At 42.5% G+C, this 26,096-nt stretch carries 14 protein-coding genes; 2 read left to right on the top strand and 12 right to left on the bottom strand.

Translation table 11 applies throughout. The annotated features are described in order from the left end of the window. Nucleotides 1–128: 128 nt before the first annotated feature. Together ACH2DQ_RS23230 and ACH2DQ_RS23235 are read right to left on the bottom strand one after the other, a co-directional pair. Entirely contained in the window at nucleotides 129–1,628 is a 1,500-nt protein-coding gene (locus ACH2DQ_RS23230) for a sugar ABC transporter ATP-binding protein (RefSeq protein WP_394911894.1), read from the bottom strand. Between the two features lie 79 nt (nucleotides 1,629–1,707). Next, the gene (locus tag ACH2DQ_RS23235) at nucleotides 1,708–2,823 is read right to left on the bottom strand and encodes a galactose ABC transporter substrate-binding protein (protein ID WP_394911895.1); all 1,116 of its coding nucleotides are present in this window, start codon (nucleotides 2,821–2,823) and stop codon (nucleotides 1,708–1,710) included. A 318-nt stretch (nucleotides 2,824–3,141) separates the two neighbouring features. Here ACH2DQ_RS23235 and ACH2DQ_RS23240 point away from each other — a divergent pair, with 318 nt between their 5' ends. Both ACH2DQ_RS23240 and ACH2DQ_RS23245 read left to right on the top strand, forming a co-directional pair. Continuing rightward, nucleotides 3,142–3,768 (top strand): TetR/AcrR family transcriptional regulator, encoded by a 627-nt coding sequence (locus tag ACH2DQ_RS23240; RefSeq protein ID WP_394911896.1) that lies wholly within the window; start codon nucleotides 3,142–3,144, stop codon nucleotides 3,766–3,768. Continuing rightward, nucleotides 3,765–5,006 carry a cation:proton antiporter gene (locus ACH2DQ_RS23245; RefSeq protein WP_394911897.1) on the top strand — a complete coding sequence of 414 codons (1,242 nt, stop codon included), beginning with the start codon at nucleotides 3,765–3,767 and terminating at the stop codon, nucleotides 5,004–5,006. Before ACH2DQ_RS23240 ends, ACH2DQ_RS23245 begins: the two co-directional genes overlap by 4 nt. Before the next feature lie 19 nt (nucleotides 5,007–5,025). On the opposite strand, the gene ACH2DQ_RS23250 is transcribed toward ACH2DQ_RS23245, so the two are convergent. From ACH2DQ_RS23250 to ACH2DQ_RS23295, 10 genes are all read right to left on the bottom strand, one after another. Beyond that, nucleotides 5,026–6,606, bottom strand: coding sequence for a response regulator (locus tag ACH2DQ_RS23250; protein WP_394911898.1), 1,581 nt, complete (start codon nucleotides 6,604–6,606; stop codon nucleotides 5,026–5,028). 258 nt (nucleotides 6,607–6,864) lie between these two features. Beyond that, a complete protein-coding gene (locus ACH2DQ_RS23255; protein WP_395028536.1) occupies nucleotides 6,865–11,667 on the bottom strand; it encodes a hypothetical protein in 4,803 nt (1,600 codons plus the stop codon). Between the two features lie 18 nt (nucleotides 11,668–11,685). Beyond that, nucleotides 11,686–12,606 (bottom strand): hypothetical protein, encoded by a 921-nt coding sequence (locus ACH2DQ_RS23260; RefSeq protein WP_395028537.1) that lies wholly within the window; start codon nucleotides 12,604–12,606, stop codon nucleotides 11,686–11,688. 92 nt (nucleotides 12,607–12,698) lie between these two features. Beyond that, nucleotides 12,699–15,005, bottom strand: coding sequence for a hypothetical protein (locus ACH2DQ_RS23265; RefSeq protein ID WP_394911900.1), 2,307 nt, complete (start codon nucleotides 15,003–15,005; stop codon nucleotides 12,699–12,701). 77 nt (nucleotides 15,006–15,082) lie between these two features. Beyond that, nucleotides 15,083–16,390: a hypothetical protein gene (locus tag ACH2DQ_RS23270; protein ID WP_394911901.1), complete on the bottom strand. Its 1,308-nt coding sequence runs from the start codon at nucleotides 16,388–16,390 to the stop codon at nucleotides 15,083–15,085. A gap of 139 nt (nucleotides 16,391–16,529) precedes the next feature. Next, nucleotides 16,530–18,257 (bottom strand): DUF2264 domain-containing protein, encoded by a 1,728-nt coding sequence (locus tag ACH2DQ_RS23275; RefSeq protein ID WP_394911902.1) that lies wholly within the window; start codon nucleotides 18,255–18,257, stop codon nucleotides 16,530–16,532. Between the two features lie 212 nt (nucleotides 18,258–18,469). Continuing rightward, the gene (locus ACH2DQ_RS23280; RefSeq protein ID WP_394911903.1) at nucleotides 18,470–20,026 is read right to left on the bottom strand and encodes an ABC transporter substrate-binding protein; all 1,557 of its coding nucleotides are present in this window, start codon (nucleotides 20,024–20,026) and stop codon (nucleotides 18,470–18,472) included. 61 nt (nucleotides 20,027–20,087) lie between these two features. Continuing rightward, nucleotides 20,088–20,741, bottom strand: coding sequence for a carbohydrate ABC transporter permease (locus ACH2DQ_RS23285; protein WP_394911904.1), 654 nt, complete (start codon nucleotides 20,739–20,741; stop codon nucleotides 20,088–20,090). Beyond that, on the bottom strand, nucleotides 20,738–21,277 hold the full coding sequence (locus ACH2DQ_RS23290; RefSeq protein WP_394911905.1) for a hypothetical protein: 540 nt from the start codon (nucleotides 21,275–21,277) through the stop codon (nucleotides 20,738–20,740). The genes ACH2DQ_RS23285 and ACH2DQ_RS23290 overlap by 4 nt, the downstream gene beginning before the upstream one ends. A 352-nt stretch (nucleotides 21,278–21,629) precedes the next feature. Further along, a partial coding sequence (locus ACH2DQ_RS23295) for an Ig-like domain-containing protein (protein WP_395028538.1) occupies nucleotides 21,630–26,096 on the bottom strand: 4,467 nt, incomplete at its 5' end.

The raw sequence follows: 26,096 nt of genomic DNA on the forward strand, positions 1-26,096 counted from the left end.
CTGAAATAAATGAAACGGCAAATGGCTTACGCGCGACCATCTTTCCTGATTTCTGCATATGTATTACCTCTCTCTCTATCGAACTTCTTAAACCTTGTCTTAGGATTCAGAATATCTAGTTTATATATCTAATTCATAAATTTCGTAGCACAATTCATGACGCTTACCGAGTCTGCTTCTTCTGTTTCTAAAATACCGGTTACCCGGCCTTCACACATGACCATGATGCGGTCCGACATTCCCAACAGCTCCGGCATTTCCGAGGAAATCATAATAATGGATTTTCCCTGGCTCGCAAGCTTGTGCATGATTGTATAGATTTCATATTTTGCCCCTACATCAATTCCCCTGGTAGGCTCATCCAGGATTAATATATCCGGTTCGGTCAGCAGCCATCTGGCAAGCAGTACTTTCTGCTGATTACCTCCGGACAGGTTCTGGATTGCTTCTTCCATGTTGGGAGTCTTCGTCCTTAACTCCGTATTCGATTCCTGGGCGGCTCTTACCCTCTGGCTCTGTCTCAATACGCCCATGCGGGCATAATTTTTCTGGTTCGCAATTACCGTATTATCCAAAACAGACAAAATTCCGAAAATTCCGGTTGCCCTTCGTTCTTCCGTCAGAAGTGCAATCTTTTCTTTAATGGCATCCCGAGGGGATTTGATGTCCAGTTTTTTGCCGTCTTTTGCAATGGTTCCTTCCGCAATTTCCCTTAATCCAAAAATGGCTTCCACAACTTCCGTCCTCTGGGCACCTACCAGTCCACCGATGCCAAGGATTTCACCTTTTCTTAATTCAAAATTTACATTTTGAAAAGACTTGGGCAGCGGAGAACATAAATTTTCCACTTTCAGTATCACATCGTCGAGAGGCTTATACTCTTTTGGCGGAAACCGGTTGGTCATGTTCCTTCCCACCATCCGGCTGATTATAATATCCGTTGTCAAATCTTTTGCATCCCACGTGCCCACATACTGTCCGTCTCTCATAATGGTTACTTCATCAGATATTTTCAGAATCTCCTCCATCTTATGAGAAATGTAAATGATTGCACAGCCTTTATCCTGAAGCTGCCGTATTATCTTAAACAAATGGTGAGTCTCATTTTCCGTCAGGGAAGACGTTGGCTCGTCCATAATAATAATCTTGGAATTATAGCTGACAGCCTTTGCAATCTCAACAAGCTGCAGACTGGATGCGGACAGGGATCCTGCCAATGCTTCGGGATCAACATCCAGGTCCACCTCCCGGAAAAGCTCTTCTGTCTTTTGAATCATTTTTTTTCGATCTACAACGATCCCCATTTTGGGAAATCTTCCAAGCCAGATGTTCTCCATTACAGGCCTGAAGCGAATTGGATGCAGTTCCTGATGAATCATAGAAACTCCCAAATCTAAAGCCTGCTTGGAAGTCATGATTTTTTCGGGCTTTCCATCCAGGATAATTTCCCCGCCATCCTCATGATATATTCCGAACAGGCATTTCATTAACGTTGATTTTCCGGCACCATTTTCCCCCATCAACGCATGTACACTCCCTTTTTTCACAGTAAGGCTGACCTGGTCAAGTGCCTTTACCCCTGGGAATACTTTCGTAATATTTTTCATTTCTAATACGATATCTCCCATGCTGCCGCTCCTTCCTATCAGAAGGGCTGTTACATTAACAGCCTGTCAATGAACAACCCCAAGTCTGATTTCTATCCTTTTATTTCATATATTCCTGATAATTGTCGGCAGTTACTTTTACGTAGTCAATCCAAACATATTTGCCGTCGGTCACAGGGTATCCTATATTCTGCTCATTAATTTCTTTGCCTTCCACCGCTGCTTTTGCAACATTAATGGTAGCCTTTCCCTGATTAGCTGCGTCATTTAATACCGTTCCTAACAAGGAACCATCTTTCATCGCTTCCAATGCCGGAGCTGTAGCATCCACGCCTACCACCGGGATGTATTTTGCTTTGTCTTCTTTATTGTAACCCTCTGCCTTTAGAGCCTCTACCGCACCCAGAGCCATATCATCATTATTGGAAATTACTGCCTCGATTTTATCCAGACCCTGTCCGGTGATAAAAGCTTTCATTAAATCCGTTGCCTTTGCCTTGTCCCACATAGCAGTATCTGCTGCCAGTTTCTCTGTTTTAAACCCGGCTTCTTCAATGGCTTTAATGGAATATTCAGTACGAAGCGTTGCATCCTGATGTCCTGGTTCTCCCTGAAGCATGACATACTGGATAACTCCGTCTCCGTTTTTATCCGCATCCGGATTTGCTTTAAAATAGTCGGCAATGATTTCTCCCGAAAGCTGACCGGACTGTTCTGCCTTAGCGCCTACATACCATACTTGATCGTAGCTCTTCATATCCGCTTCTTCCGGTTCACGGTTTAAAAATACAATCGGAAGGCTCTTTGCTTTTGCTTTTTCTATAATCGGACCCGCAGCAGTACGGTCTACCGGGTTAATTGCAAGTGCCGTTACACCCTTTGTAATAAAAGTATCTACCTGCTCATTCTGGGTCGGCTGCTTATTTTGTGAATCCACCAATTCAAGTTCTGCTCCCTCTGCCTTTGCCTGGTCTGTCATAGCAGTTCTTACACCTGTCATAAAGGTATCATCAAATTTGTAAATTGCAGAGCCGATCATTACATTGGCGTCACTTTTCCCTTCGCCGGATGTACTTCCTGCATCTTCGGAAGCTGACTGGGAAGTACCGGTAGCCGCGGATTCTCCCCCTCTTGTTCCGCATCCGGCCATAACGCCCATTGTCATCACTGCTGCTGCTCCGCAAGTCAGAGCTTTCATTACTGTCTTTCTTTTCATCTTAAAATCCTCCTTTTTTATATCTCAAATAAGATATGGAAATAACGATTATGTAAGGCTTATATTTTGCCTTTTCGTTTTTCTTCGTCATTATAGCATTGAAGTATAAAAAGGGTTTAGTATTTAATTTATCAGATTTAAAACTATTTTGGGCTTCTTTTTTATCCAATTAGGAGATAATTAAGATATCTGTACTTTTTAGTCAAAAAAATTCGGATATCATTGATTTGGTAATTTACTAATTGACCACTCAGTCTGCTTCTGCTATACTACAAACAGACCACTCAGTCAATTATTAAATATTTGGAGGATTCCTTCATGAAAAGAGAACTAAAAACATTACAAAGCCGTGAAAAAATAATGCATGCAGCTATAGGGGAATTTGGCAGATGCGGATATGATAAGGCTTCCCTGAATGCTGCACTTGCAGAAAGCGGTATATCCAAAGGGCTGGTATACCACTATTTTAAAAATAAAGATGAGTTGTATCTCAGCTGCGTAAAAACCTGCTTTGAAGCTTTAACGAAATATCTGAAAGTGAAATGTCCCGAAACCATTCGGTCTGATCTAAGACTGGAGGAATATTTTGATGCCCGACTTCGTTTTTTTACAGAGAATCCCTTATTTATACGTATTTTTTACAATGCCGTCATACAGCCGCCAACTCATTTAAAAGCGGACATTGATGTATTAAAGAAAGATCTCGATCAATTTAATCTCAGACTCTTTGAATCCGCATTATCCGGACTGACCCTGCGCAAAGGAATATCCGTTGAAGATGCCTGTTCCTATTTCATTGCAGTTCAGGAAATATTTCACCAGCAATATTTTCAAGATTCAAACGGTTGGGAAAATGAAAATAAATTTATCAAGATTCATGAAGAAAAAGTAAGAAAATCGGTAGATATGATTTTATATGGCATTGCCCAGGAGGAAAGACTATGATATTAGCTGTTTTACGTCTGGCCGCAGCAATTGTTCTGGCATTTGCTGCCGGCAAATTAGTTTCTAAAATTAAACTGCCTGCTATTTTGGGCTGGCTCATTGCAGGTATGATCCTGGGCCCCCATGCCCTGCAGCTATTGAATCAATCTGTTCTGGATATGAAGTGGTATCAGACTTCCAATCATATACTGGAGTGTGCAGTGGGGCTGATGATTGGAACAGAAATTATCTGGAAAAATATAAAACGTTCCGGCAATCAGATTATTGTAACGACAATTGCCGAATCTCTGGTAACTTTTGCTGTAGTTACCCTTACTTTTGGAGCAATCTTTTACTTTATTAGCATTCCGCTCTATCTTGCTGCCATTATGGGAAGTATTGCTCTTGCAACTGCACCTGCCCCGTCCCTGTCCATCGTCAGGGAATTCCATACAAATGGTCCTGTAACAAAGACTTTGATCCCCCTTGCTGCAATTGATGATATTATCGGGGTTGTCATCTTTTTTACAATTATATCTGTGGTTTCCGCACAGGTATCCGCATCTGCCATGCCCATTTATATGATCGTCCTCACTCCGGTACTTCCTGTGATCATCGGTGCAGTGATCGGCATACCCGCAGGTTTCCTGTTTAAAAAGACAGCCTCCGCTAACCTCTGTCTCCTGGAACTATGTGCTTTTATACTATTGGCTTCCATCTGCGGATTTTTATTTAATACCTATATACTGCCGGAACCTGTTTTGAATTTCATGCTGATTGGTATGGCATTTTCCGCCGCATTTTCCAATATTATCCCGGAAGAACAACTGCAGGTTATTATGAAGAAATTTAATCCGATTCTGGGATTTGCTTTGATTGCAGTGATCCTGAATCTGGGGGCACCTCTGGATTACCACTTGATTATGGGTGCCGGCATATTTACGGCAATCTATATTTTATCCAGAGCTGTTGGCAAATACAGCGGTGCATATTTGGGTGCCCGGCTTTCACATGCGCCGGATGTGATTCGCAAATATCTCGGCTTTACCCTTCTTCCCCATTCCGGAGTATCTCTGGTATTTACAGGAATTGCCGTTGCTGCCCTGGAAGGACCCGCACCGGATTCAGCCAAAATTATACAGGGTACCATTGCAGCCGCTGCTGTTATAAACGAAATTATAGCGGTTGTTCTGGCTCAAAAGGCATTTAAATGGGCGGGTGAAATTCCGGATGGGGCGGAATGTGACAGCGCTGCTTAGGTTCAAAGTTCTGCTAATTTTAATCCGCCACACCCCCGATATTTAATACTTTCCCCCGGTATTCGCTTGGATTCATACCCGTCTGCATCCGAAACAGCCTGGAAAAATATCTAGGTGTTTTATACCCCAGGGCTTCACTTACCTGATATGTTTTATATTGCGGATTTTTTAATAATTCAACTGCTTTTTCCATCTTCATTTTCGTCACATACTGCGTAAAATTTTCTCCGGTCTGCTTTTTAAACAGACGGCTTAAATAGGAAGAACATATAAAAAGCTGGTTAGCAGTTTCTTCCTGGGAAATATCCTTGTCCAGATTATCAATTATATAACGTTTGGCTTTACTGATCAAAGCTGTTGTATCATAATACTCTTTTTTCTCTTCTGCCAGTTTGATTCGGTCAAAAATGCGGTCACAATATGCCTTTATCTCTTCAGTCCCCTGAAAAGACAGCACCAGTGAATAGTTAAAATAATTGCGGAGGGAATCGGATAATTTCACGTTTACTTCCTTTATAACCGCATTCATGGTTGATAAAATTTCAATAACAAAATTATTTCTGAAAATGGAGGGTGCCGTACTGAGTTCTTCCATGATACTGTGGAAAATCTTTTGGGCAGTTACCATATTTCCTAAACTTATATTGGACATAATCAGCTTTTTTTGCTCCTGCAGGTGCTGCTTTAAACTTTCTTCTGAATAGCCCTGGCTGAACAGGCTTTCCTGAATGTGGTTTATTTCAAATATATTGGGATAAATCTGTTTCATTTCATAATCAGCCTGAAATTTAAAACTGCTCATCAGCTCCTGTACCAGTGAATCCATTTCCCTCCGACATACCTCTCTGGGATCTGATTCACCGGTTTGCTTTACCAGGATTCCGAATATTTCCAGTACCTCTGCGGATTTAAATACTAAATGAAAAGACATTTCCCTATGCCATATCTGCAGGAAATGCAGGATATTAATTTCAAACTGATCGTAATTATACTGCCATATATTCTCCATAAAATCCTGATAATTTTTAATGTAAATGTCAGCAAGCAGACAGTGGCAGTGATTCATATCCATTTGTGGATATAAAAGAGACATTCTGCTTTTAATATAATCCTCACTGCCTGCCACTCCTAATATTAGATCCGAAAAGAAACGTTCTTCCAGAAGGGGAATCGCTTCCTGCATACGGTCTTTTTCTTCCTGGGCCTTCAGATCCTGCTGACGTTTCTGATCTAATTCTTCTTTTAACTTATGGAATGTTTGGGTGAGATTATCCACGTCTATCGGTTTCAAGAGATAATCCTCCGCTCCATATTTTATTCCCGACAATGCCAGTTCGAATTCCTGGTAACCACTGACCAACACTACTTTACAGGGCAGTTTGTGGTCAAATACATGCTTTGCAATGTCAATTCCGGAAATATGGCTCATCTTAATATCTGTTAGTATCACATCCGGTACCGCATACTCCAAATATTCAATGATTTCCTGTCCGTCGGTAAATATCTCTGCAATATCGAATCCAAGTGTCTTCCAGTCAACGACATTTTTTAACCCTTCCCTGATAATTTTTTCATCATCCGCAATTATTAACTGATACATTTTCCCTCCTTGACATAACATTCTTTATGACTATTAGTGCCTCCTGGCGCAAATACGCCCCTATATAGCACCCGCTGTCTGTGCCAGCTGCACAACTGGTTTAATTCAGTTATACCAGAACCAGACCATCTGGTCAATTATTATATACATTTTTCGAAAAATTCTACAGGGCATAACTCGGGGCATTTCTCCTTATTGCCCAAACGGCAATGGGGATTATCATCCCCACTACCGTCAATTCTTGAAAGTCTGTTATCTTTACTTTGCCTTAACTGTGACGGGTTTGCTGTACCTGCCATAAATATTGCTGCCCTTTACTTTAACATATGGTTTTACCCTGTAAGTATAAGATTTACCCTTTACTGCCTTCTTATCTGAAAAATAAAAGGTCTTGTCATCTACAATGGCAATTCTTCTCCAGGTTCCTTTGTTTTTTCGATAAACACGGTATCCGGTAACCCCGGAAACCTTTTTCCAGCTTAATCTCACCTTTCCTTTGAATGCTTTGGCTTTGATGGAGACCGCCTGGGGAACTGCCTTTATTGTCTTGCTTTTCCATTTGCTGTACACCGTCTTGCCGGCAGTTTTCTTATAGGCTTTAACAGCAAATGTATATTCGGTCCCCAGATTTCCTTTCTTATAGTAATAATAAGTTCTGTTCTTTTTTACTGTTGCAAGCCGGTTCCATCTCTTTCCTTTTTTCAGATAAATAACATATCCGTCTGCACCTGCTGTTTTCTTCCAGCTCAGCTTCAATTCTTTTTTTCCTATGTTTTCGGCTTTTACTGCAACTGTTGCCGTTTTTATAATAGCGGATTCCTCTTTATCCGGGTCTACTTTTAGATTTGCGACCGCTTTTCTCAAAGCTTCTTCCTGAGCATTTACTGCACTTTGCAATGCATTTGGATCATCCGCCGTTTTTTGCGCTTCTCCTATTACAGCGGTCAATGCCCGATAGGACTGATCCGTATAATTACCCTGTTTGATTGCCCTGGCTTGGGCAATCTTTGCAAGTAAAGCTCTTTTATCTGCCTTAAGGGGAAGTATTTCTTTCTTAACCAGTCCATTTATAGCTGACATTAATGCATTCGCTGCCTCATTAACTTTTGACTGCTCTGCGTTACTGTTAACTAATACAGTCTGCGCATAAGTCAAAGCATCCAGCATCCTTTCTGCGGTTGCCTGTGTATATATGGAGAGATCTGTTTTTTCTGCCAGTTCAACTGCTGCTTTCAGTGCCTTAAAATCAGCTTTTTGTTTTAACGCGTCCATACGGAAACAAAGCTCTTTTAAAACCTTGTTTATCACAGCCTGGCTTTGAGGATCTGAAGCTGCTTCTTTGGCATTGTGATTTGCATCTGTGAATTCCGTTTTTCCTGAGTCCTGATATGAATCCAGATCAACTGCTATCCCTTCTGCCTTTAACAGTGCAATTGCCAGCCTGTCCGCATCTATAACAAGCAGGTTATCCATTGCTCCATGCATTTTTTCGAATGCCTGCTGTAAGGCACTTTCCTCTGCATACATATCCCCCAGCAGAATTTTCGCCTCTTCCATTGCACGAATGAATTTTTCCCCTGCGTCCTCAGGATACTGATCTATTTCAGGCAGGATGAAATCTCCAGCTTTCACCAGAAACTCCAATGCATCCCAACCCGGAACCGGATATTTCACCTGAATGACAGCACTATCCAGTTCAAAACCTATTCTGTCTGCTTCTTTTTGTGAAGCACCGCCATCCCCTAAGATTTCTTTCGCTGCAAGCAGCGTGCTTTGATAGCGTTCTGCTGTTTCTTTCCCGGTATTAACAAGATCCTCATCAGTAATATTTTCCTGTGCAACGTTGATGATCTCTTCCAGCCGGGCTTTGTTCACCCCGTTTTTAACGAGATTTTTTATTGCAGTTTTTAGCCCTTCAACCTGAAGATCTACTTCTTCCTGCATCGCTTTATCGTTTTGGACTTTCTCCATTGCCCGGACAATTGTTTCCTGTAATGCCTGGTAGCTCTCAGCAGTATAACCTTCCGGCGGGATTTGTTTTGCCGCTTCCAGCTTCTGCAGTAATGCTGCTTTATCGGCAATCACAATTACTTTGCAGAGTGCCTTGATCCCCGGATATCCATTTGGACAGACACGCACTGTTGTATCTCCGATTGCGTACCCTGTGATAATCCCATCCACAGCTTCAGCCGTGTTGGTGTCATCAGAGCTCCAGATTAATTCTATGTTGGAATCCTCAGGTATTACCTTGGCTTCCACTGACACAGATTTTCCGGATATTACCCTTACCTCTGTCTGATCCAGGATGATTTGCTCCGGAACAGTAACTTTCACAAGATTTGAAACGGCTTTCTCCACTTCTTTTACACTGTTGTCCACCATTTCCTGCGTTGCTGCATCATTTTTTAAAACTTCTCCTGCCCCGGTGATTGCATTTTGCAGTGCCTGATAGCTATCCTCCGTATATCCCTCCGGCGCTATTTGGGCCGCTCCCTCAAGGATTTTGGACAATGCTTCTTTATTGGCAGTAACTATGATTTTACACTCCGCTTTTATATCCGGATACCCCTCGGGATAAACGCTAACTGTGGTGGTTCCGATACGGTATGCAGTAACGGATCCCGATTCTACCCTTGCAATTTCATATTCATGGGCAGACCAGTTTAACTCTGTCTCTGCATCTTCGGGTAAAACGGCAGCATGCAGCTCCGCGGTATCTCCCACATTCATTCTTATTTCAGTCTGATCCAGGGATATACTTTCCGGTATAATTTCTTTGATCTTAGAAAATGCAATCTTCAGATCATCAAAATATACGTTTGAAGTTCCATTTCCGCCTGAGCCTGACCAATAATCCCCCAGGGACACAGTATTAAATCCGGTACGATAATCGGTTGTTGTAATCAGTGTATCATCGATATAGAGTTTACAGTCTTTCCCAGTTGAATAATCCCATTTCAATTCATGCCAACCCTCTGTACGAACTACATCTGCTCTGTAATTCTGCGTACCGATACGATAATAGTAATGATTTGCCGAACCGGGAGCCCGGGTTTCTATTCCCATGGAAATGAAATCACTTGTTGCCGGATCCTTATCATCCATTGTTACATTGGCAACTACCTGAGTTAACGGCGCTGTTGTCATAGTATCATATAGCCAAACCGAAACAATACCATTCTTGGCTTCCCTGAATTCTTTTGTAATGACAACCATATCCTGATCTGCCTTAAAGCTCTGTTCTCCGCTGTGTGCTTTTTCCCTGCTGGTAACGGGTTTACCTTTCTCCCTGATCCATCCCATAAACTCATTGTTCTCATATTCAAAACCATATTCCAGCAATTTGGGATCTTCGTCTGAAGTTGTAAAACAATAAGTTTCACTGGTTTTGGAAACGCTTTCCAATCCCTCTCCAATAGCTGTTACACGCCAATAATAGGTAATATCATTTTCAAGAGAAACTGCATTTGCCCAGTTATTTTCTGTAGTTACAGACTGGGTTATTTCTTGAAAAGACCCATCTTTAGAAACTTCCACCAAATATTTGACTGCATGTTCGGCTTTATTCCAGTTCAATTGAATGCCATCGATAATAGAAAGATTCTCTGATTTGTCTGCCGGAGATGTTAATACCGGTGTTCCTGTTTCTGTTTTTTCAACTGTTCTGTACTCATCGGAATACAACCCTGCTTTGGATACATCGAAATGATTTTCTCCCATCACTTCCTTAATCAGAGAGTCCTCTTTCACTTTAAACTGTGATAAAGAAGCATTTTCAAATCCAATATCCGTTCCTTCCGGCAGGGCATTTTTACGTTCCACGCATCCAAGTTCATCCACTCGCTTATTAATATTTCCAAATGGATTTGCAACCCCTACCAGTATATTATCTTTCACAACTGCCTTGGCAGGTTTTCTGGCTTCCAGCAGATTCCCGTCTGCATCGCAGGTTTCCATATCCATTGCTGCAAGTTCCGGATATTTTTCATCCCATAATTCCTTGTCATAGCGTTCATCATTTCTTAAATTCATAAGCTCTGCATAGCAGTTGCCATTTGGTTTCTGTGCATGATAATATGCCCAGCCTTCCCCGCGGTTATCATAATGAAGGCCTTTTCCCTCGTTGCGGTTCAGTACGATATTGTTCGTAAACACATTGTCCTGTCCACCACCTAACAGCATCACATAGCCCGTGATGTTATTGAACAGGTTAGCACTGATCTCTATGCCGCTGGACAAATCATCACAATATACGCCCGCCGATCCAATACCTCCGTTGGAATAAATATCGTGAAGATAATTATTGGTGATTTTTACACCCCGGTAACTCCATGTCCGAACGGAATAGATGGCGCCGCAATCTGAGGTTTCATAGCACACATTATATATATCATTGTTGCTTATGATATGATCATTGCCATCATAGCTGATTGCCATATGGGGTGCATTATAAATCTTATTATTGGATGCAGTATTTCCGCTTCCGAATATTTTAACAGCCGGCGTGTAGGTACGGTTTACTACCGAGAAATCACTGATATCATTATTTACCGCTCTATTATTTCCAGGTGTCAGTGTATATCGGTCCCCTCCGCCGAGAAAAATGCCTCCCTGTCCGGTTCTGGTAATATTACAACTGGTAACCGTATTATCAAATCCGCCATGGGCGCCGCTATTAATCGTTTCATAATCTGTGCCTTCAATTCCAACGGTCACTGCCTTTTGACCAATATCAGAAAAATTACAGCCTCCGATGGTCACATGATCACAGTCTACTAAAGAAATTCCATGGCCGTTTGTATAACCGAAATTCATATTTTCCACTTTTATATAAGATGCATTTTCCATACTGATAAAAGGTACCCGTGCCATGGACAGGGCTACTTCACTGGATGTAAGATCCTTTTCCGGGTACAGGTACAGCTTTCCACTCTCCCTGTCCAGATACCATTCTCCTGGCTGATCTACCTCACAAAGCAGATTGAAAGCGTAGAAATTCTTTCCCCCAAATACCCCGTATCTGGATGGCTGCAGTGCCGTCATTTTCAGTCCACTTTCCATTTCTTCCAGCTTACTGACTTACATGGTATCGTCTGCCCAATCCCAGCAAAAATAACCAAATACCCAGATATCGTTTTCCAGAGACCATAAAGGATACTTTGTTTTTAATCCGGTACCTTCCGCCGTAAATATTCCACCTTTTTGGTTCACCCACTCTTCTTCCGGATATTTGCACTCACATGGGCTTCCTTCCCTTTTACTGCAATCGGGACAAGTACCGTCCGGATTTGGCATATGGTCTCTTGGTACAAACCCTTTATCCAGTGCTTTTGTAGTTTTGATAAACCCATCATTGGGATACCTGGAAAGGCGCTGGTCCTTCCCATCAACAGAAACGGATATCCCGGGAGCCTGGGCAGGCCATCCGAACCCATTCTTTACGATTTCCCCAAAGTCTGTGATTCCCTCATTTTCCTTAATATCGTATACCACAATCTGTTTTCCTGCATCAACTGGAAGCCTGTTTAGAATTGCGGTGTCCGTAACATGTTCAAACCTTTCTCCCGGCAGCACCAGGTTGCCATAAATATTTACATCTTCGTCATTATACGAACGGTATACAATCGGGCTTGTCTCCGTTCCCGAATCCTTTTCTGTTAAAGTAAAGCTATCTCCAAGCCGTCTGTAAGTACCCCCCATAACATTTACAGCGACACCCCCATCCGGAAGTCCCTTTGCCTCTTTTAGAAGCTGCACTGCATCTCTTGCCGCCTCCAGGCTGGCAAAGGGATTTTCAAGGCTGCCGTTATTGGTATCATCACCGTCGACGGATACATAAAATTCAATGGCGGGATGAAATTCATTTTCTACCCCCGGCTGATTGCCGCCAATTGCTGTACTGTCTTCCGTACCAGCTGCTGCACTGGCAGGTACTGCACTTGTCACAAACATCACAGATACCAAAAATAAGCTCATGACTCTTTTCCATCTTCTTTTCATACCTTCTACCTCTTTTTTATTCATATTTAATTTGCATTCACAACTGTAAAGATCCGCTCTGTTTTGGACTATGCCTCTACAATTATGAAAGATCAGCCCCATTTTACTATGCTTTTTATTCTGTGCTCTTTCAGCCTCTGTGTAACAGCATGCAATACGTAGACAGAAATGCCCCTCCAGTCCGACATACCTGTTTCCACGTCAAAATGAAGCGGCTCCATTGCATGAAATTCTATATTCATATCTTTGCAGACTGCTGTGTCCCCCTGTATCGACCATGGAGTATAAGACAAATAGGATACCACCACACACTGTTCTTCCCCAAATTTCCAACGATCGGTAATCGCAAGGCTTTTTTGTTCCAGGTTTAATTTTCCTGTTCTGGTACCGGTAATTCCCTTTCCGTAGAGCATTCCCGTTTCCGCTTCAAACGCATACCCCTCCTCTGTTTCCCGTGCATAGACAATTCGTGCTTCCGGAGTTAACATATCTTCTGGCCTCAATTCATCTGTAATTGGATAAGCGGCCTCCCGGGCGGCAGCTATCCCCCTCTTACTTGCAACATGCATAGTCAGATCCTTTGGATATGCCAGATTATGATATTCCTTTTTTTCCATAAGCAGACATACCGGATTTGCATAACTTGTAGTACCAATATCCGGCAATAGAACTTTCCCATCTGCTTCTAATACCACAGTTCCCCTGTCCTCATGATAATGTGCGGTATAAGGATTTCTTTCAGACAGAACCAAAAGCTTTCCCCCCGGAAACTGAAAGGATGCCAGCCCCTCTTTTTGAAACAGAACTTCCCTCCTTTTTGGGGAGGAAGTTTCTATCATAATTGCATTCTTTTTATAATAGAGGTAAAATAGAAGATCAAAATTCTGCATAGAATTAAGATTTTCCGTTTTCCTCAGGCGCTCTGCCAGAAATCCGCCCCCTCCCTGTATCCCGTATGCCATCATCATACAGATTAGCAGCATAGAAGAAACCTCTGTATTACCACCTTCGCTTACCCCTGTGCAATTTAATGGAATCTTTTCTCCCAACGGACTTGTGGAAGACATAATCGCCTCCATGTATTTTCCGGAACGGACAAAACGCTCTGGGAGTACCTCTTGAAAAGTCCTTCCGGTCTGTTTTGCATAGACATGCCACAGCAGAATAGAAGTCTGGAAGGAATATTCAAAGTAGCCAATACCTTCCGCGCAATGTCCGTCTTCACTTAAGTAATGATGGATAATCTGGCAATGCCTCTCATAGCATTCTTCCATTGCCATCTCATAACCGCCCTGATACTGCTGGAGCCGGCAGGCATTTAGCATCGCCCCTCTGTTCCCTACAATCCCCTGATTCATATAATTCCGGTAGCCAGGCTCATGGCATTTTTCGCTTATCAGCTGATATGCTTCTTCCAGACGTTTTGCGATCACCGCCATTGCCTTGTCTGTAAATATTCCGCCCAAAAATTCCATTGCCAGACATATTTCTGACGAGGTATGGTCTTCGGTAAAACACACATGATGAAACTGAGACCCTTCCATGCAGCAGGCAGGACCCTCAAACCATTTCATCTGCAAAAGCGAAAGAATCATACGGGCAGACAGGTTGCTGTATTTTTCTTCCTCCAAAATGTATCCGGCAACAGCCAGGTTCAAAATATGATTTTCCAAACAGGTTCTTCCTCTGTCGCGAACTCTGACAAACCGGTACATATGTTCCTTTACCGGTGCAAACTCCCGAATCAGCTTTTCCGGCTGGATTTTCATGGCACGTTCTGCATTTTTTATAAGGATATTTTTTAACTGTGTATTTTCTGATATCATTTTTTTCAGCTCCAGCGCTTCTTCCCCGGAAAAAATCATATTGCCGCTTAGGGTTCCTACTTTCTTCCCGCCCAGCATACCAGGCCACTCCGGACAGATCTCTTTTTGATACCGGTTCTCAATTTCAGATATCTTTTGTGAATTTACGCCTCCTATCCAGGAAAGCAGAATCATATTTTTCTTCAAAGCAGAATGTACATACAGTGTTATCTCCGTTATTTTTTTGTGGCTGGCTGTCTCCTTCAGAATTTTGCTCTTTAGCTCCAGGGGCGCAATATCCCCGCCAGTCTCCGGAAATAGTTCCACTTTTTTCCCGTCCAGTACTGCTTCCCCTCTGATTACCGACTTAACAGGGACCGTAATAAAACATATTATTTCATCGTAATGATAAAGGTCTGCTTCTCCCTCCCAACGAATGGTGAATTCTCTGTCCCCAGTAAACTCCAGAGTATCCCAGAGCCTCTCTATGATTCCGCCCTCAATAGATACCTGGGTATCATCGCAAAGGTTTTTATCAAATGCCGGGTAAAATATTCCTTCGGCATCATTGATTGGTATCATCTGATTTTTCATTATTTCCCTCCTGAACCGTGCAAACTGGCTTGCGCGATTGCTCAACTGTAAGTAGTTTTTGATAAGTAATAATACATTTACATTACGACATTCCCAACACACTGTATTTCAATCTCTTTATTTTCCAATTTGTTCTCGATCACATCTTCTTCTTTGAAATCCCGAAAGATACAATTGCATATATTCGCTTTTGTCTTTCCATAATTCCCAAGCGCATGGTTTCCATGGAAGCATATTGTGCTGTCCCCGATTACGCAATTCGTCATATGCACCAGGTCTATCGGTGTTCCGATTTCCATTAAATGTACCTTCTTTTGGTGAACCACCCGAATGCTGTCGAACAGAATTTTCTCCTGATACGGAACTTCTGCCCCGGGATAATAAGAACGGCTGTATCTGTCATTGTCAAAATGAATGGAGAAACCAGTCCGGGGCTTATGCAGAGAAATATCCCGGAAAGTGACATTTCTGACACCAGCTGTGTATGTAACCTCATTCTGAACCACAAACCAGCGGATTCCTTCGATTTCTTCTATTCCCTGTTCATGGGACGGGCACACTGTAGAGACATATTCTTTTCCATCCGGATCTGCCTTTACCCGGTAGAGCTTTCCGCCCGCGGCCACAGTATCGGATTTTTGGACCCGGATTCCCGGGAACCAGTCCACCCATCCCCCTGCCAGCATGCGGCAGAAATAACCGTCGGTGCTCATCCCGTCATGGGTGAGGTCCTGACATTTTTCGATAACGCCATCTTCAATCCAGCCAAGCTCCGGATTGCCCACATCATAATCGTGACCGTTCAGTGCAATGGCATCATCGTACGTGTCAAAGATTCCTTCACGGATGATAAAACGCTTTCCTCTGCCCAGATGGACTCCATCCTTGTCTCCTTTGATTATCATATCCTGCACAATAATGTCTTCAAAAGTACAAACCTGTATCGCATACTGCCATTTACCCAAATCCATGCATCGAAAGCCTGTAATATTTAAATCCCTGATATAAAAAAATGCCAGCTGACCATGGAGTCCCTCAATTTCAAACTTCCTGATGTCAATGCCATTTACAGACAAATGAAGATTATGTATCCGAATGCAAGTATCAAAAGTCTTCGTTAATGCACCTTTGTTCAAAAAAACATGGGAATACATGCCTGCTTCTGCTGATTTCTGTATGAGAACGCCATTTCCAAATACAAGTGTAGTATAGCTTTCCAGGTATACCGTTCCAGCCATTTTATAGATTCCTGGCTGGGTGATCAGTATAGTGCCGCCTCCCTGGACTGCCGCCTGCAGTGATTTTTGGTTCTCCGCGCCGGTATTATCCGGTGAAAAACCATACTCATTTGCATTCTTAAAATATTCCTGTAATGTTATTTTCATTTTTATACCCATTGCATATTGCAGGTTTTGCTGCAATACTGCCACAACTCAATCAAGTTAGATGATTTTACAACGTGGCATCCTTTCTATTTTGCAATTTTTATTTAACTTTACCTTTATGTATATTCCAGAGTGTGTTTCAAACTCGCTCCGGTGTTTGTTCTGAAGTTCCTTCTACATATACTTCTATTACTGTAATTCCTTTCTTAAACTCATAAGACAGATACGGAAGCATCGTCCTGGGATGTACCAGATTTACATTTGCTTCACAGAGGATAACTTTCCCTTCACCTTCCCCCTGTATTAAGCTGATACTGCTGGTCCCTCTGTTGCTGCTCACTTTGGCATATCCCTGCTGCTCCACACTTATTGCCTCCTTGGGTTCGTCTACAGGCAATGCAAATCCCCCCTCTGCCGCAGCACAGTCCTCAAGAGCATTAATCAAATGCCGGCGAATGTGTCCTTTTCCATTGGGGATCAGAACTGTCTCCACCTTTACTCCTTTTAACGGCTCCCAGTGTGAAATAATTCTGCCGTCTTTCACCGTAACCTCCCTGCACCTGCGCCTTACATGGTAATAGCCGTCTTTATAAAAGGCGAGCATATTGTCTGGTGCAGTCTGTGCCAGATTGCAGTAGGAACGGGGAACCTGGAATCCAAAATAACTGGAATATGCAAATTTCCCATACTTTTCGGCACAGTGAACCGGTTCCCACTCTGCGTATTGCCCGGATGTCAGAGCCGTAACATATCCATCCATTCCCCGCTGCATTACCATCATGGGATGTTTGAGTGTATGGACAGGCTCCAGTACAGGCAGAGGCTCCTCCTCCGCTTCCCAAAACGGGTGTTCCTGTGGAAGAGCCAGAATCAGAAAACTCTTCCATGCCCAATATGGTGAATTTGGTGAATTATATCCTTCACCCACTGTCAGGTTGGGATAGCAATATCCCAGGGTCAGCTTATCTTCACAATCCAGAATCGGCTTTTCAAACCAGAAGCGGAGATGTCTGTTGACAATTCCCTTTATAACCCCCCAGGAAAAAACTTCTTCTCCTGCAAATGCCAACGCGCACCAAAAGCTCCCCTGTGCAAACCGGTATCCCAGGGAGCGTCCAAAGGGAAGCGCCTCTCCCTTTTCTCCAAACCAGTAAATAAAGTCCTGCGCAAACAGCCGCGCCCGTTCCCTGTATCTGGCACAACGTTTTGGATCTTCCTTCTGAAGAAGGGCCGCATAGAGTAAAGAATAAAAATGCATGGCAAAACCGATGTAATAATCCACCTGTCTGGTTGCACCATCTGTATACCACCCGTCCCCCTGATAAAAATCATCAATTCTTTCCAGATCCTTTTGAAGCTGTTCTTCGCAATATATCCCGCTGACTTTTCTTAATCCGCAATTTACAAGTACCCGGAAAAAGAGCCAGTTATTATCCGATATCCGGTGCTCGTTAATCTGCATAAGCCATTGATTAAAATTCCCTTTTTCACTTTCAGACAAAGGCTCCCATATTTTCTCCGGCACCAGCAGAAGTCCCAGCCCAAAAACAGCCATTTCCACATACGCCTGTTCTCCATCCTGATAAGTACCCCAATATTCCTCATGCACTCTGCTGGTGCCATGACGGATCCCCTCCGGAACAAAAGAGTCCAGACAACTGGTTCCTCCCCCTGCCCATAGCGGAACCAGTCCCCACAATATCCTGGAAAAACCCTCCAGTCCAATCGTCCTGTTTCCATAATGAGTTGCAGTGTATCCGGCAGAAACAAAAGCCTTCCCTGGCGAATAGTATTTCTTTAAGCCTTCTGCCATATGCTGAACAGCCTGCACATAATCCTCCCTGGCAGTAAATTTAATATTATTCATGTTCCTTCCTTTCTAATTTTCATTCATTCTCATAGTTTCTTTTAATCTTAAACACGCTCCGGTGCGATAGGGACGGTTTGTGAATGGCTCACTATTACGAATAAATTTAGGTTTAGTTGATTGTATGAGTTTCGGGTATAACGAAAGCTGTACCATCCCAAATGGCATAGAATGACACAGCCTGTTTCTTATTTTGCTATTATATTTACTATTTATTTACTTTGGTTTTTCCATGTATCAAGCTGTGTCTGCAGTTCTTCGATTACCTTATTCAATCCCGCCTGTTCCAGCTTTTCATTTCTTTCTGCGATATATTTATCAATATCTGCTGCAGTATACTGCCCATTATAATATTCTTTATCAACGGCTGCGATCTGGGCAATTTCGGCCTGCACATTTGCCGGGTTAAACGTAAATCCTCTTAACACAGAAACCTGGGCTTCCCTGTTTAATTTATCTGTGGCTTCCCAAAGACCTTCTTCCTGTCCAGGTAAATACCATTCATTAAACTGGTTCCCCATCTTCCATCCATAAGCACTGTAGTTATATTTGGATTCCTCAACAGGCTCAGCACTGTTTTCTCCGGTTTTCTCGTAATGCGTACCCTCTAAACCAAACAGTAATTCATTAAAGATTTCTTTGTCTGTATATACTAAGTTCAACAGCTTCATAGCTGCTTCCGGATTTTTTGAATTCACATTAACAGCTGTCATCGTTTCGATTCCGGATATGGATTTAATATACGTTCCCTCAATAGGAACGGCAATATACGGCACTCCTTGTCTGGAAGAAAATTCCGCGTCAATCCCCGGTTTATAAGAACCCAGAGAACAAACATAACGATTTGCTTTTACATCAGCGGTGTTGTCCGTTACGGTTGCAATATCTTTTCGGATATATCCTTTTTTGTACCATTCATTGTCCAGTCTTAACTGGTCTTCCATAGCTGTGGTGGCCGGAATTAATTTTGCATCCGGATCATTTTTATCAATATAAGCACAGGCATAATGAGCTACCGATACCAAATCCTCATATTTATTTTCAATATATGCATTCGCACGGACGTCAACCGGAAACATTGTTGGTTCATTTTTTGCTATTTCATCCAAAAATGGCTCCAGTTCGCTGATATCCTTTATGGATTTTTTGTTAAACCCATATTTATCTGCATATTCTTTCTGTATCAGCACACCAAGCTGCCTTGCAATAATCTGCTGGTTTGGAACAGCATAGAGCTTACCATCTACTTTTCCGATATCCAGCAGCCAGTCCGGCATAGATTCTTTGATCCCCTGCCCATATTTTTCAAATAATTCATCAATCGGCATAAAAGCTTCTCTTGACATATTTTCATCAAAACTGTTCAGCCAGTTGGACGTAAACACCAGATCGAAATCCTCTCCCGCTGTACTTGCAAGCTTCATTTTATCAGCAAACTCTCCTTGTGGAATAACCTGAAGATCCAGTTCTACATTAATTTTTTCTTTTATTTTTTTATTCAGGTCTTCCATGACCATATCATGATCCGGCATCTTGTCTCCGAATACATACCATTTTACAACCTGTGCTTCCCCGGAATCACTGCCTGTACCATCAGTGTCTTCCCCGGATCCTTCTGTTGCTTTTGTATCTCCGACAGCCTCAGATTTACTTTCCTGTACCTCTGTCTTACCGTCTTTGGAGCCGTCTGCACTGCTCCCTCCACATCCTGCGAGCATACTGACTGCCAACACTCCTGCCATAGTTAACGCTGCTAACCTTCTTTTCATGAATAAAATCCTCCTTCTACATTTCTTTTTCATAATTTCTATAATAAAATGTTTGCACAAATTATCCCTTTACGGCTCCCACCGTCATTCCACGTACAAAATACTTTTGGAATAACGGGAATATCAGCAGCATGGGTCCAATTGCAACTACCAGCATTGCCATTCTCAGGTTTTCCCCAGGCAGATCCTGGATATTTACCATTGCCGGCGCGTTCTGCATCGCATCCAGCAAAGCCCTCAGGTTCATCATCATTCTTTGCAGTAAATATTGAAGCGGTACAAGTTTATCATCCCTGATATAGAGCATTGCATTATACCATTCATTCCATTTCGCAAGAGCGCTTAAAAAGGCTACTGTTGCAATAACCGGTTTTGACAAAGGCAGTACCAGCTTAAAAAAGATATGGTATTCACTGGCTCCATCTATTTTGGCTGCCTCAAACAATGCTTCCGGCAGCTGTTTAAAAAACGTTCGCAGCATAATAATATGGAAGACATTGATCAGACTTGGAAGAATCAGCGCCGCAAGCCGGTCTGTTAAATGCAGGTACTGGGTGTTAATTATGTAGCTCGGTACCAGTCCTCCGCTGAAAAGCGTCGGGAAAAAGATAAAAAAGGTAAGTATCCCTTTAAAACGGAAGTTGCTTCTGGACAGACAGTAAGCCGCCATGGACATAAAAAGTACTGCTAAAAAGGTTCCGATTACAGTAATCAAAATAGGCCTGTACTCCTGCTGGTTGTAAGCGATACCGTTTTCTTTTTATCAGGGGGCTGTGACGTATATTCTTCAAATACATCTTTATCCTTAAAGGTTTTGTAGTCACTGATTCCATCCAGAGAAATGACTTTATCGCTTTTCAGGGAATGAATATAGATATTATCTATGTAATCTTTTGAAATAACCGGAAGCTTGATCAACTCTGATATACTTTTTACTTTATAATTCAGTTCTCTGATTTCCTCCGTATCATACATATACAGCTCTACATTGGAATTAAAGCCCATATAAATAAGCTGGGTCCGGGCTTCCTTCAGAACCCTTTCCAGACCCGATATGGTATCCTCTACAATCGCTTTGTTATATGCCTCAATCTCATTTTTCTGCATGTTGTTATAAGCATAATAAGCCAATATTACTGCTCCTGACAACGGTACAATAATTAAAACAAGCAGAAGAATTAAGTTCTTGACAAACAAGCTGTTAAATTTATAATCCTTGATATACTTTTTCACTTCTCTTCTGATTTTCATACATTCCACCCCGCAATTTCAAAATTTTCTTTCACCCGTTCTCCTCCTGTTATTATCGTCTAAATTAGAATTTTCTTCTTGCCTTTCTTTCTTTTTTGGCACTATTACTTACCATTTTCGGATATTACAGAACTATTTTCAAGTCTAAATTCTTGTCATCTTTGGTCTAAATATTTGCAATGACAAATCTAAACTGCCAAAACAAAAAGTCGGCCATGAAAATTTCCCTGATATGGGCAGTCCAAATGCCAGAGATGCAAAAAGCCGCAGAAACATAATATTCCTGCGACTTTGTTGCGGCATTTTTTCAATCAACTTTTTGTGCGGTAGTCAGATCATTCTTCCGTTTCTACTATTTTTTAATCCTGATCTTTTCTGTTCTGCCAAAAGAACCATACACTTTCTTTCCGGCAGAGTCCGTTTTGTAAGCGCGGACTTTTACATAGTATGTTCTGCCTTTTTTCAGGTTCTTAATTGTCTTGCCTGTACTTCTTGTGGTTACTGTGATTTTTCCTTTTGTCATTTTAGCATTGCTGGCATATACCAGTTGATAACCGCTTACAGATTTTACTTTCTTCCAGTTCACTGTCATTCTGCCGGCTTTCTTGCTCTGTAGTTTACTGATTGGAGCTTTATCTACCTTAATTTTCTCCCACTTCGCATATACATGCACATCTTTCCTGACAGATGCCGGAATGCTTGTGATTTGTTTCTTCCATTTTTTATCAGTATACCAACCTTTAAATGCATAACCTTTTCTGGACGGAGCCTTTAATTTTACGTTTGCCCTGTAACAGCTTGCGGGGTTGGATTTGCTGTTGGTTCCTTTATTCAGATGGTAGTTGATTTTATATCCTGACGTTACCTTACAGGATTCAAATGTTCCGCTTCCGTCTGCTGCCTGTACTTTGATGGTGGCAGTTCCGTATCCCTTTGCCGTAACTCTGCCCGTCTGGTCTACCGATACTGCTCTCTCGTTACTGGAAGACCATATAATGTTTTTATTCAAAGCATGAGATGGTGATACGGATGGTTTTAGCGTAAAGGATGTACCTTTTGTTACTTCTTTTTTTGTTTCATTCAATGTAATTTTTTCTACATAGCTTCCTACCGTTACTTTACAATCGGCATATTTTCCGCTTCCGTCCGCTGCCTGTACTTTGATGGTGGCAGTTCCATATCCTGTTGCGGTAACTTTACCGGATTGGTCCACGGCTGCGACTTTCCCATTGCTGGTGGACCATATGATCTTTTTATTTGAAGCATTGGACGGTGATATAGCAGGCTTCAGCAGGAAGCTTGTTCCTCTCACCACTGTTTTGGCGGTTTCACTCAGCGTAATTTTATCTACCTTAACTTCCGGATCCGGTGTGGGCTCGGATGATTTCCTTATCCGTATTTCTGCCGCTGCCTTTTTATCTGAATGATTTACGGTTCCTTCCACAAATATCACACCTGGTTCAGCTACCATATCCAGCGTAATATTATCCCAGTTTACCGCTTCTGCTTTTGTAGTAAGATCACTGTAAACTGCAGTAACGTTCTCCGGCATTTTGGGAATAACTCCTGTAGTCGTTTCGGCATACACCGGCTGATATCCCGCAATTATATTTTCCTGGTTATCTGGTGCGCATAATACCTTTAATTCCGCCAGTCCACGTTCACTTCCTGCCTGATGGTATTTTCCATCAGGGTCAATCGTAAATTTCATGCTGTAAGCTTTTACCGGCTGTTCCAGTTCAACAAGATTATCCTGGGATTCTTCCCATTTCATCTCCTGGACTAATTTTTCGAACACTTTCGTTCCTGTTTGATCATAGAATTCCAGTAAACCTTCTCTTATTGCGTTTACTTCATGACCGCGCTCATTCAATATTACTTTATCTATGGATCTTTCTTCTCCAAAATCCAGTTTGATCCATGGAGAATGATCTGCCTGTTTTGCAGCCCAATGGGTTGCCACATTTCCATCTACTGCTTTTTCGGCTAAATACCGTTCGTCTGCGTCATTACCATCCGGTGCTCCGGAACGGGAACGTACGGAAGAGACACTTATTTCTGCTTCCGGTGCAATATTACTTCCAGCCGCCTCCAATGTTATGGGATTACTCACTGCTGTTACACCGTCAAGTGTTACTTTTACGCTTACTTTCACCTTCTGCCCGGCTGGTATTTCCTGCGGCATGTAAATAATGTCAGCGCCTTCCAGCTTCTTAAGAGGGGATCCTTCACTGAAGATATATTCTATCTGAGCGTCAGCAAGTCCGGCGGGTTTATTTGTATTTAACATGCCCTGTATCCGAACGGATGCGGGATGATTCACACTGACCTTCTGCGTATCTGCAGTCAATATGACCTTCTCCAGGTAATCGCCAAAGAAAATATGCCCATTTTTATCTACATCGGCAAACAATGAAGTCTCCGCCAATGCTCCGTCTGCTACAGCAGTTACCTTGATCCGGGCCTTGCCTTCAGATATAGCTGTTAGTTTAAAATTGTCATGTACAGAAATAATCTCCGGATTGCTGCTCTCTACAGAAATATCTGCTCCGCTTAAATCCATTGCTGCACCTGTTCCATCATATCCGTTTATCACAAGTTTTGCATCAGTATCCGTTAGTTTCTCACCTTTTGCTGTAAGTTTTGACAGACGGCCCGCCATAGATTCCCCGTTCAGCGAAACTTCCAGAATGTCTACTGTATTACCGTTGCTGCCTTTTGGAAAGTTCAGTCTCAGATATTTTGCTGTAACCGGTTCTATATTGTAGATATCGGAAAATCCAAAATATGCTTCCTGTCCTGTTGTTGGAGGAACCACACTTTCTACTGTGCTCCATGCCTCGCCGTCATCACTGATTTGAATTTCCATCTCCTTTGGCGTGTTATAGTATTTCTGATTTCGGGAATTGTAATGTATTTCCACATTTTCCACTTTTGCCGGGTTCATCAGTTCAAAAGATAGGGAAGATTCTCCTTTTCCGGACGCGGACCATTTGGATTCATCCAGATCTGCACCTGTAATCAGTCTGCCATCCAATACCCGCTCTGGTCCATATTCACCAACCTGACCGCTAGCTGTAACTTTTGCACCCGTCACTACCGACTCATAAGGCTGAATATCCAGATATACCCTGTTTGTGGTAAATGTTTTGCCATCCAGCTGCACTTCTGCCCATACGGCAGCACGGGTTGTTTCTTCAACAGACTTGGCAAATAATTTCCCGTATTTAAAAGATATGAGATCGCTGTCTTCAATCACTACGGGGGTATATTTATCCCCTCCATCCAGGTCTACAATTCCGCATTTCATCGTTACCTGTGCAGCGTTTAAACCAATCGCACCACCCTTTTCCGAACGTCCCTCCAGATAATACGGATATCCCTCCAGGTTGTGAAAGTTTCCATAAGCTTCTTTTTGGTCAACCCACAAAGACGCACTTATCATATTTTCTCCAACATATACTTTACCATCTGCTGACTTCACTTTTAACGTATCTTCTTTTGTAACTCCCTCATAGGTTCCGGTTACCGTTATATCTGCCTCACCATTGCCTTTTGGGGTTACGAGTCCATTTTCATCTACGGATACCACCGACGGGTCAGAGCTTATGAAAGTCACTTGCTCCAGATCTGCTTTTAATGCCTGGTACGTCATGTAACCTTCTGCTTTTACCTGTAAACGGTCATCTGCAAGCTGTTTACCTTCGGCAGTCACATTTGTCAGTTGATAGCTGCGTTTCGTATTATCTGTTACAATCTTGATAATTGTGTCTACCTGGTCTTCCGTAACCCCAGTCATATCGATACTCACCAAATCTCCTTCCTGAGTAAAGGAAAGCTCTTTGTCTTCATTGAGCCAGATAACTTTCTGAACGCGATCCCTGATTGGATCTGCCACCAGCGTCTGTTCGGATATTGCATCAAATCCAATTCTACTATCCGGACCTTTCATAATATGCAGATAAACATTATTATCGCGGGACATTGCATATCCCCATTTAGGTCCATGTCCATCTTCAAAATGATCAATATTCTCTGCTCCATCATCCGTACACTGGCAATTCGAACCATTCAAAAAGTAAGGCTGAGTTCCCGTGGTAGATTCATGACGCTCTGGCTTTCCTTCCGGTGCAAACCATGCTGCCAGTCCTTCCCTTGCATCCACAAATTCCTGGACGGATTTTGGATATCTCTGTGCTACATCTTGGGGTGAATCCCAGTTGGTACCTCTGCTCATTAAAGGCATCTGGTCATTGTTATCCACCATCCCTCTTCCGGCATTCATCACCATCTCCTGAGAGACAAGCCGGTAATCGTCCCTTCTTGCATAGTATGGGGTATAATTATTTTTTGTATGAAGGGATTTCCAAGGTTCCATAATTGTACGCTTCGTCAGTTTTGATCCCCGCTCATGTCCGTAGATACCGCTGCATTCCCCGGTTCGCAAATCCGGATCTCCATATTCCGAATCCCAGGCATTGGCATCAATTATAATTTCATCACTATAGTTTCGTACATTGCTATACATAACATCGTAATTTGCACCTTTCATTGCCTGAGGGCCGTCAAAATACAGATATGCCGGATCGTAACGTAATATTAAGTCCTCCACATTCTGCACAAATACATCGGTAGAATAATGCTGCAGTCCGCCTCCCTCTGTTGCATAATACAATCCAAATTTCATTCCATAGCGTTTTACTGCTTCCTCAAACTGCTTTAACCCATCCACTACATTTCCGTTCTCATCCTTGGGCATATATTTATTTCTGTCGTGATTGGGATCTGCAAAACGGGACGGCCAGTAGTAATTCTGCTG

Source organism: Robinsoniella sp. (genome assembly GCF_034124845.1).

What these genes read in the sequence shown, in the direction of transcription:
- ACH2DQ_RS23275 (WP_394911902.1), bottom strand. Translation starts at nt 18,257, where the DNA reads ATGAATAATATTAAATTTACTGCCAGGGAGGATTATGTGCAGGCTGTT.
- ACH2DQ_RS23270 (WP_394911901.1), bottom strand. Translation starts at nt 16,390, where the DNA reads ATGAAAATAACATTACAGGAATATTTTAAGAATGCAAATGAGTATGGT.
- ACH2DQ_RS23260 (WP_395028537.1), bottom strand. Translation starts at nt 12,606, where the DNA reads ATGAAAAGAAGATGGAAAAGAGTCATGAGCTTATTTTTGGTATCTGTG.
- ACH2DQ_RS23230 (WP_394911894.1), bottom strand. Translation starts at nt 1,628, where the DNA reads ATGGGAGATATCGTATTAGAAATGAAAAATATTACGAAAGTATTCCCA.
- ACH2DQ_RS23240 (WP_394911896.1), top strand. Translation starts at nt 3,142, where the DNA reads ATGAAAAGAGAACTAAAAACATTACAAAGCCGTGAAAAAATAATGCAT.
- ACH2DQ_RS23290 (WP_394911905.1), bottom strand. Translation starts at nt 21,277, where the DNA reads ATGAAAATCAGAAGAGAAGTGAAAAAGTATATCAAGGATTATAAATTT.
- ACH2DQ_RS23245 (WP_394911897.1), top strand. Translation starts at nt 3,765, where the DNA reads ATGATATTAGCTGTTTTACGTCTGGCCGCAGCAATTGTTCTGGCATTT.
- ACH2DQ_RS23255 (WP_395028536.1), bottom strand. Translation starts at nt 11,667, where the DNA reads ATGGAAAGTGGACTGAAAATGACGGCACTGCAGCCATCCAGATACGGG.
- ACH2DQ_RS23235 (WP_394911895.1), bottom strand. Translation starts at nt 2,823, where the DNA reads ATGAAAAGAAAGACAGTAATGAAAGCTCTGACTTGCGGAGCAGCAGCA.
- ACH2DQ_RS23250 (WP_394911898.1), bottom strand. Translation starts at nt 6,606, where the DNA reads ATGTATCAGTTAATAATTGCGGATGATGAAAAAATTATCAGGGAAGGG.
- ACH2DQ_RS23265 (WP_394911900.1), bottom strand. Translation starts at nt 15,005, where the DNA reads ATGAAAAATCAGATGATACCAATCAATGATGCCGAAGGAATATTTTAC.
- ACH2DQ_RS23280 (WP_394911903.1), bottom strand. Translation starts at nt 20,026, where the DNA reads ATGAAAAGAAGGTTAGCAGCGTTAACTATGGCAGGAGTGTTGGCAGTC.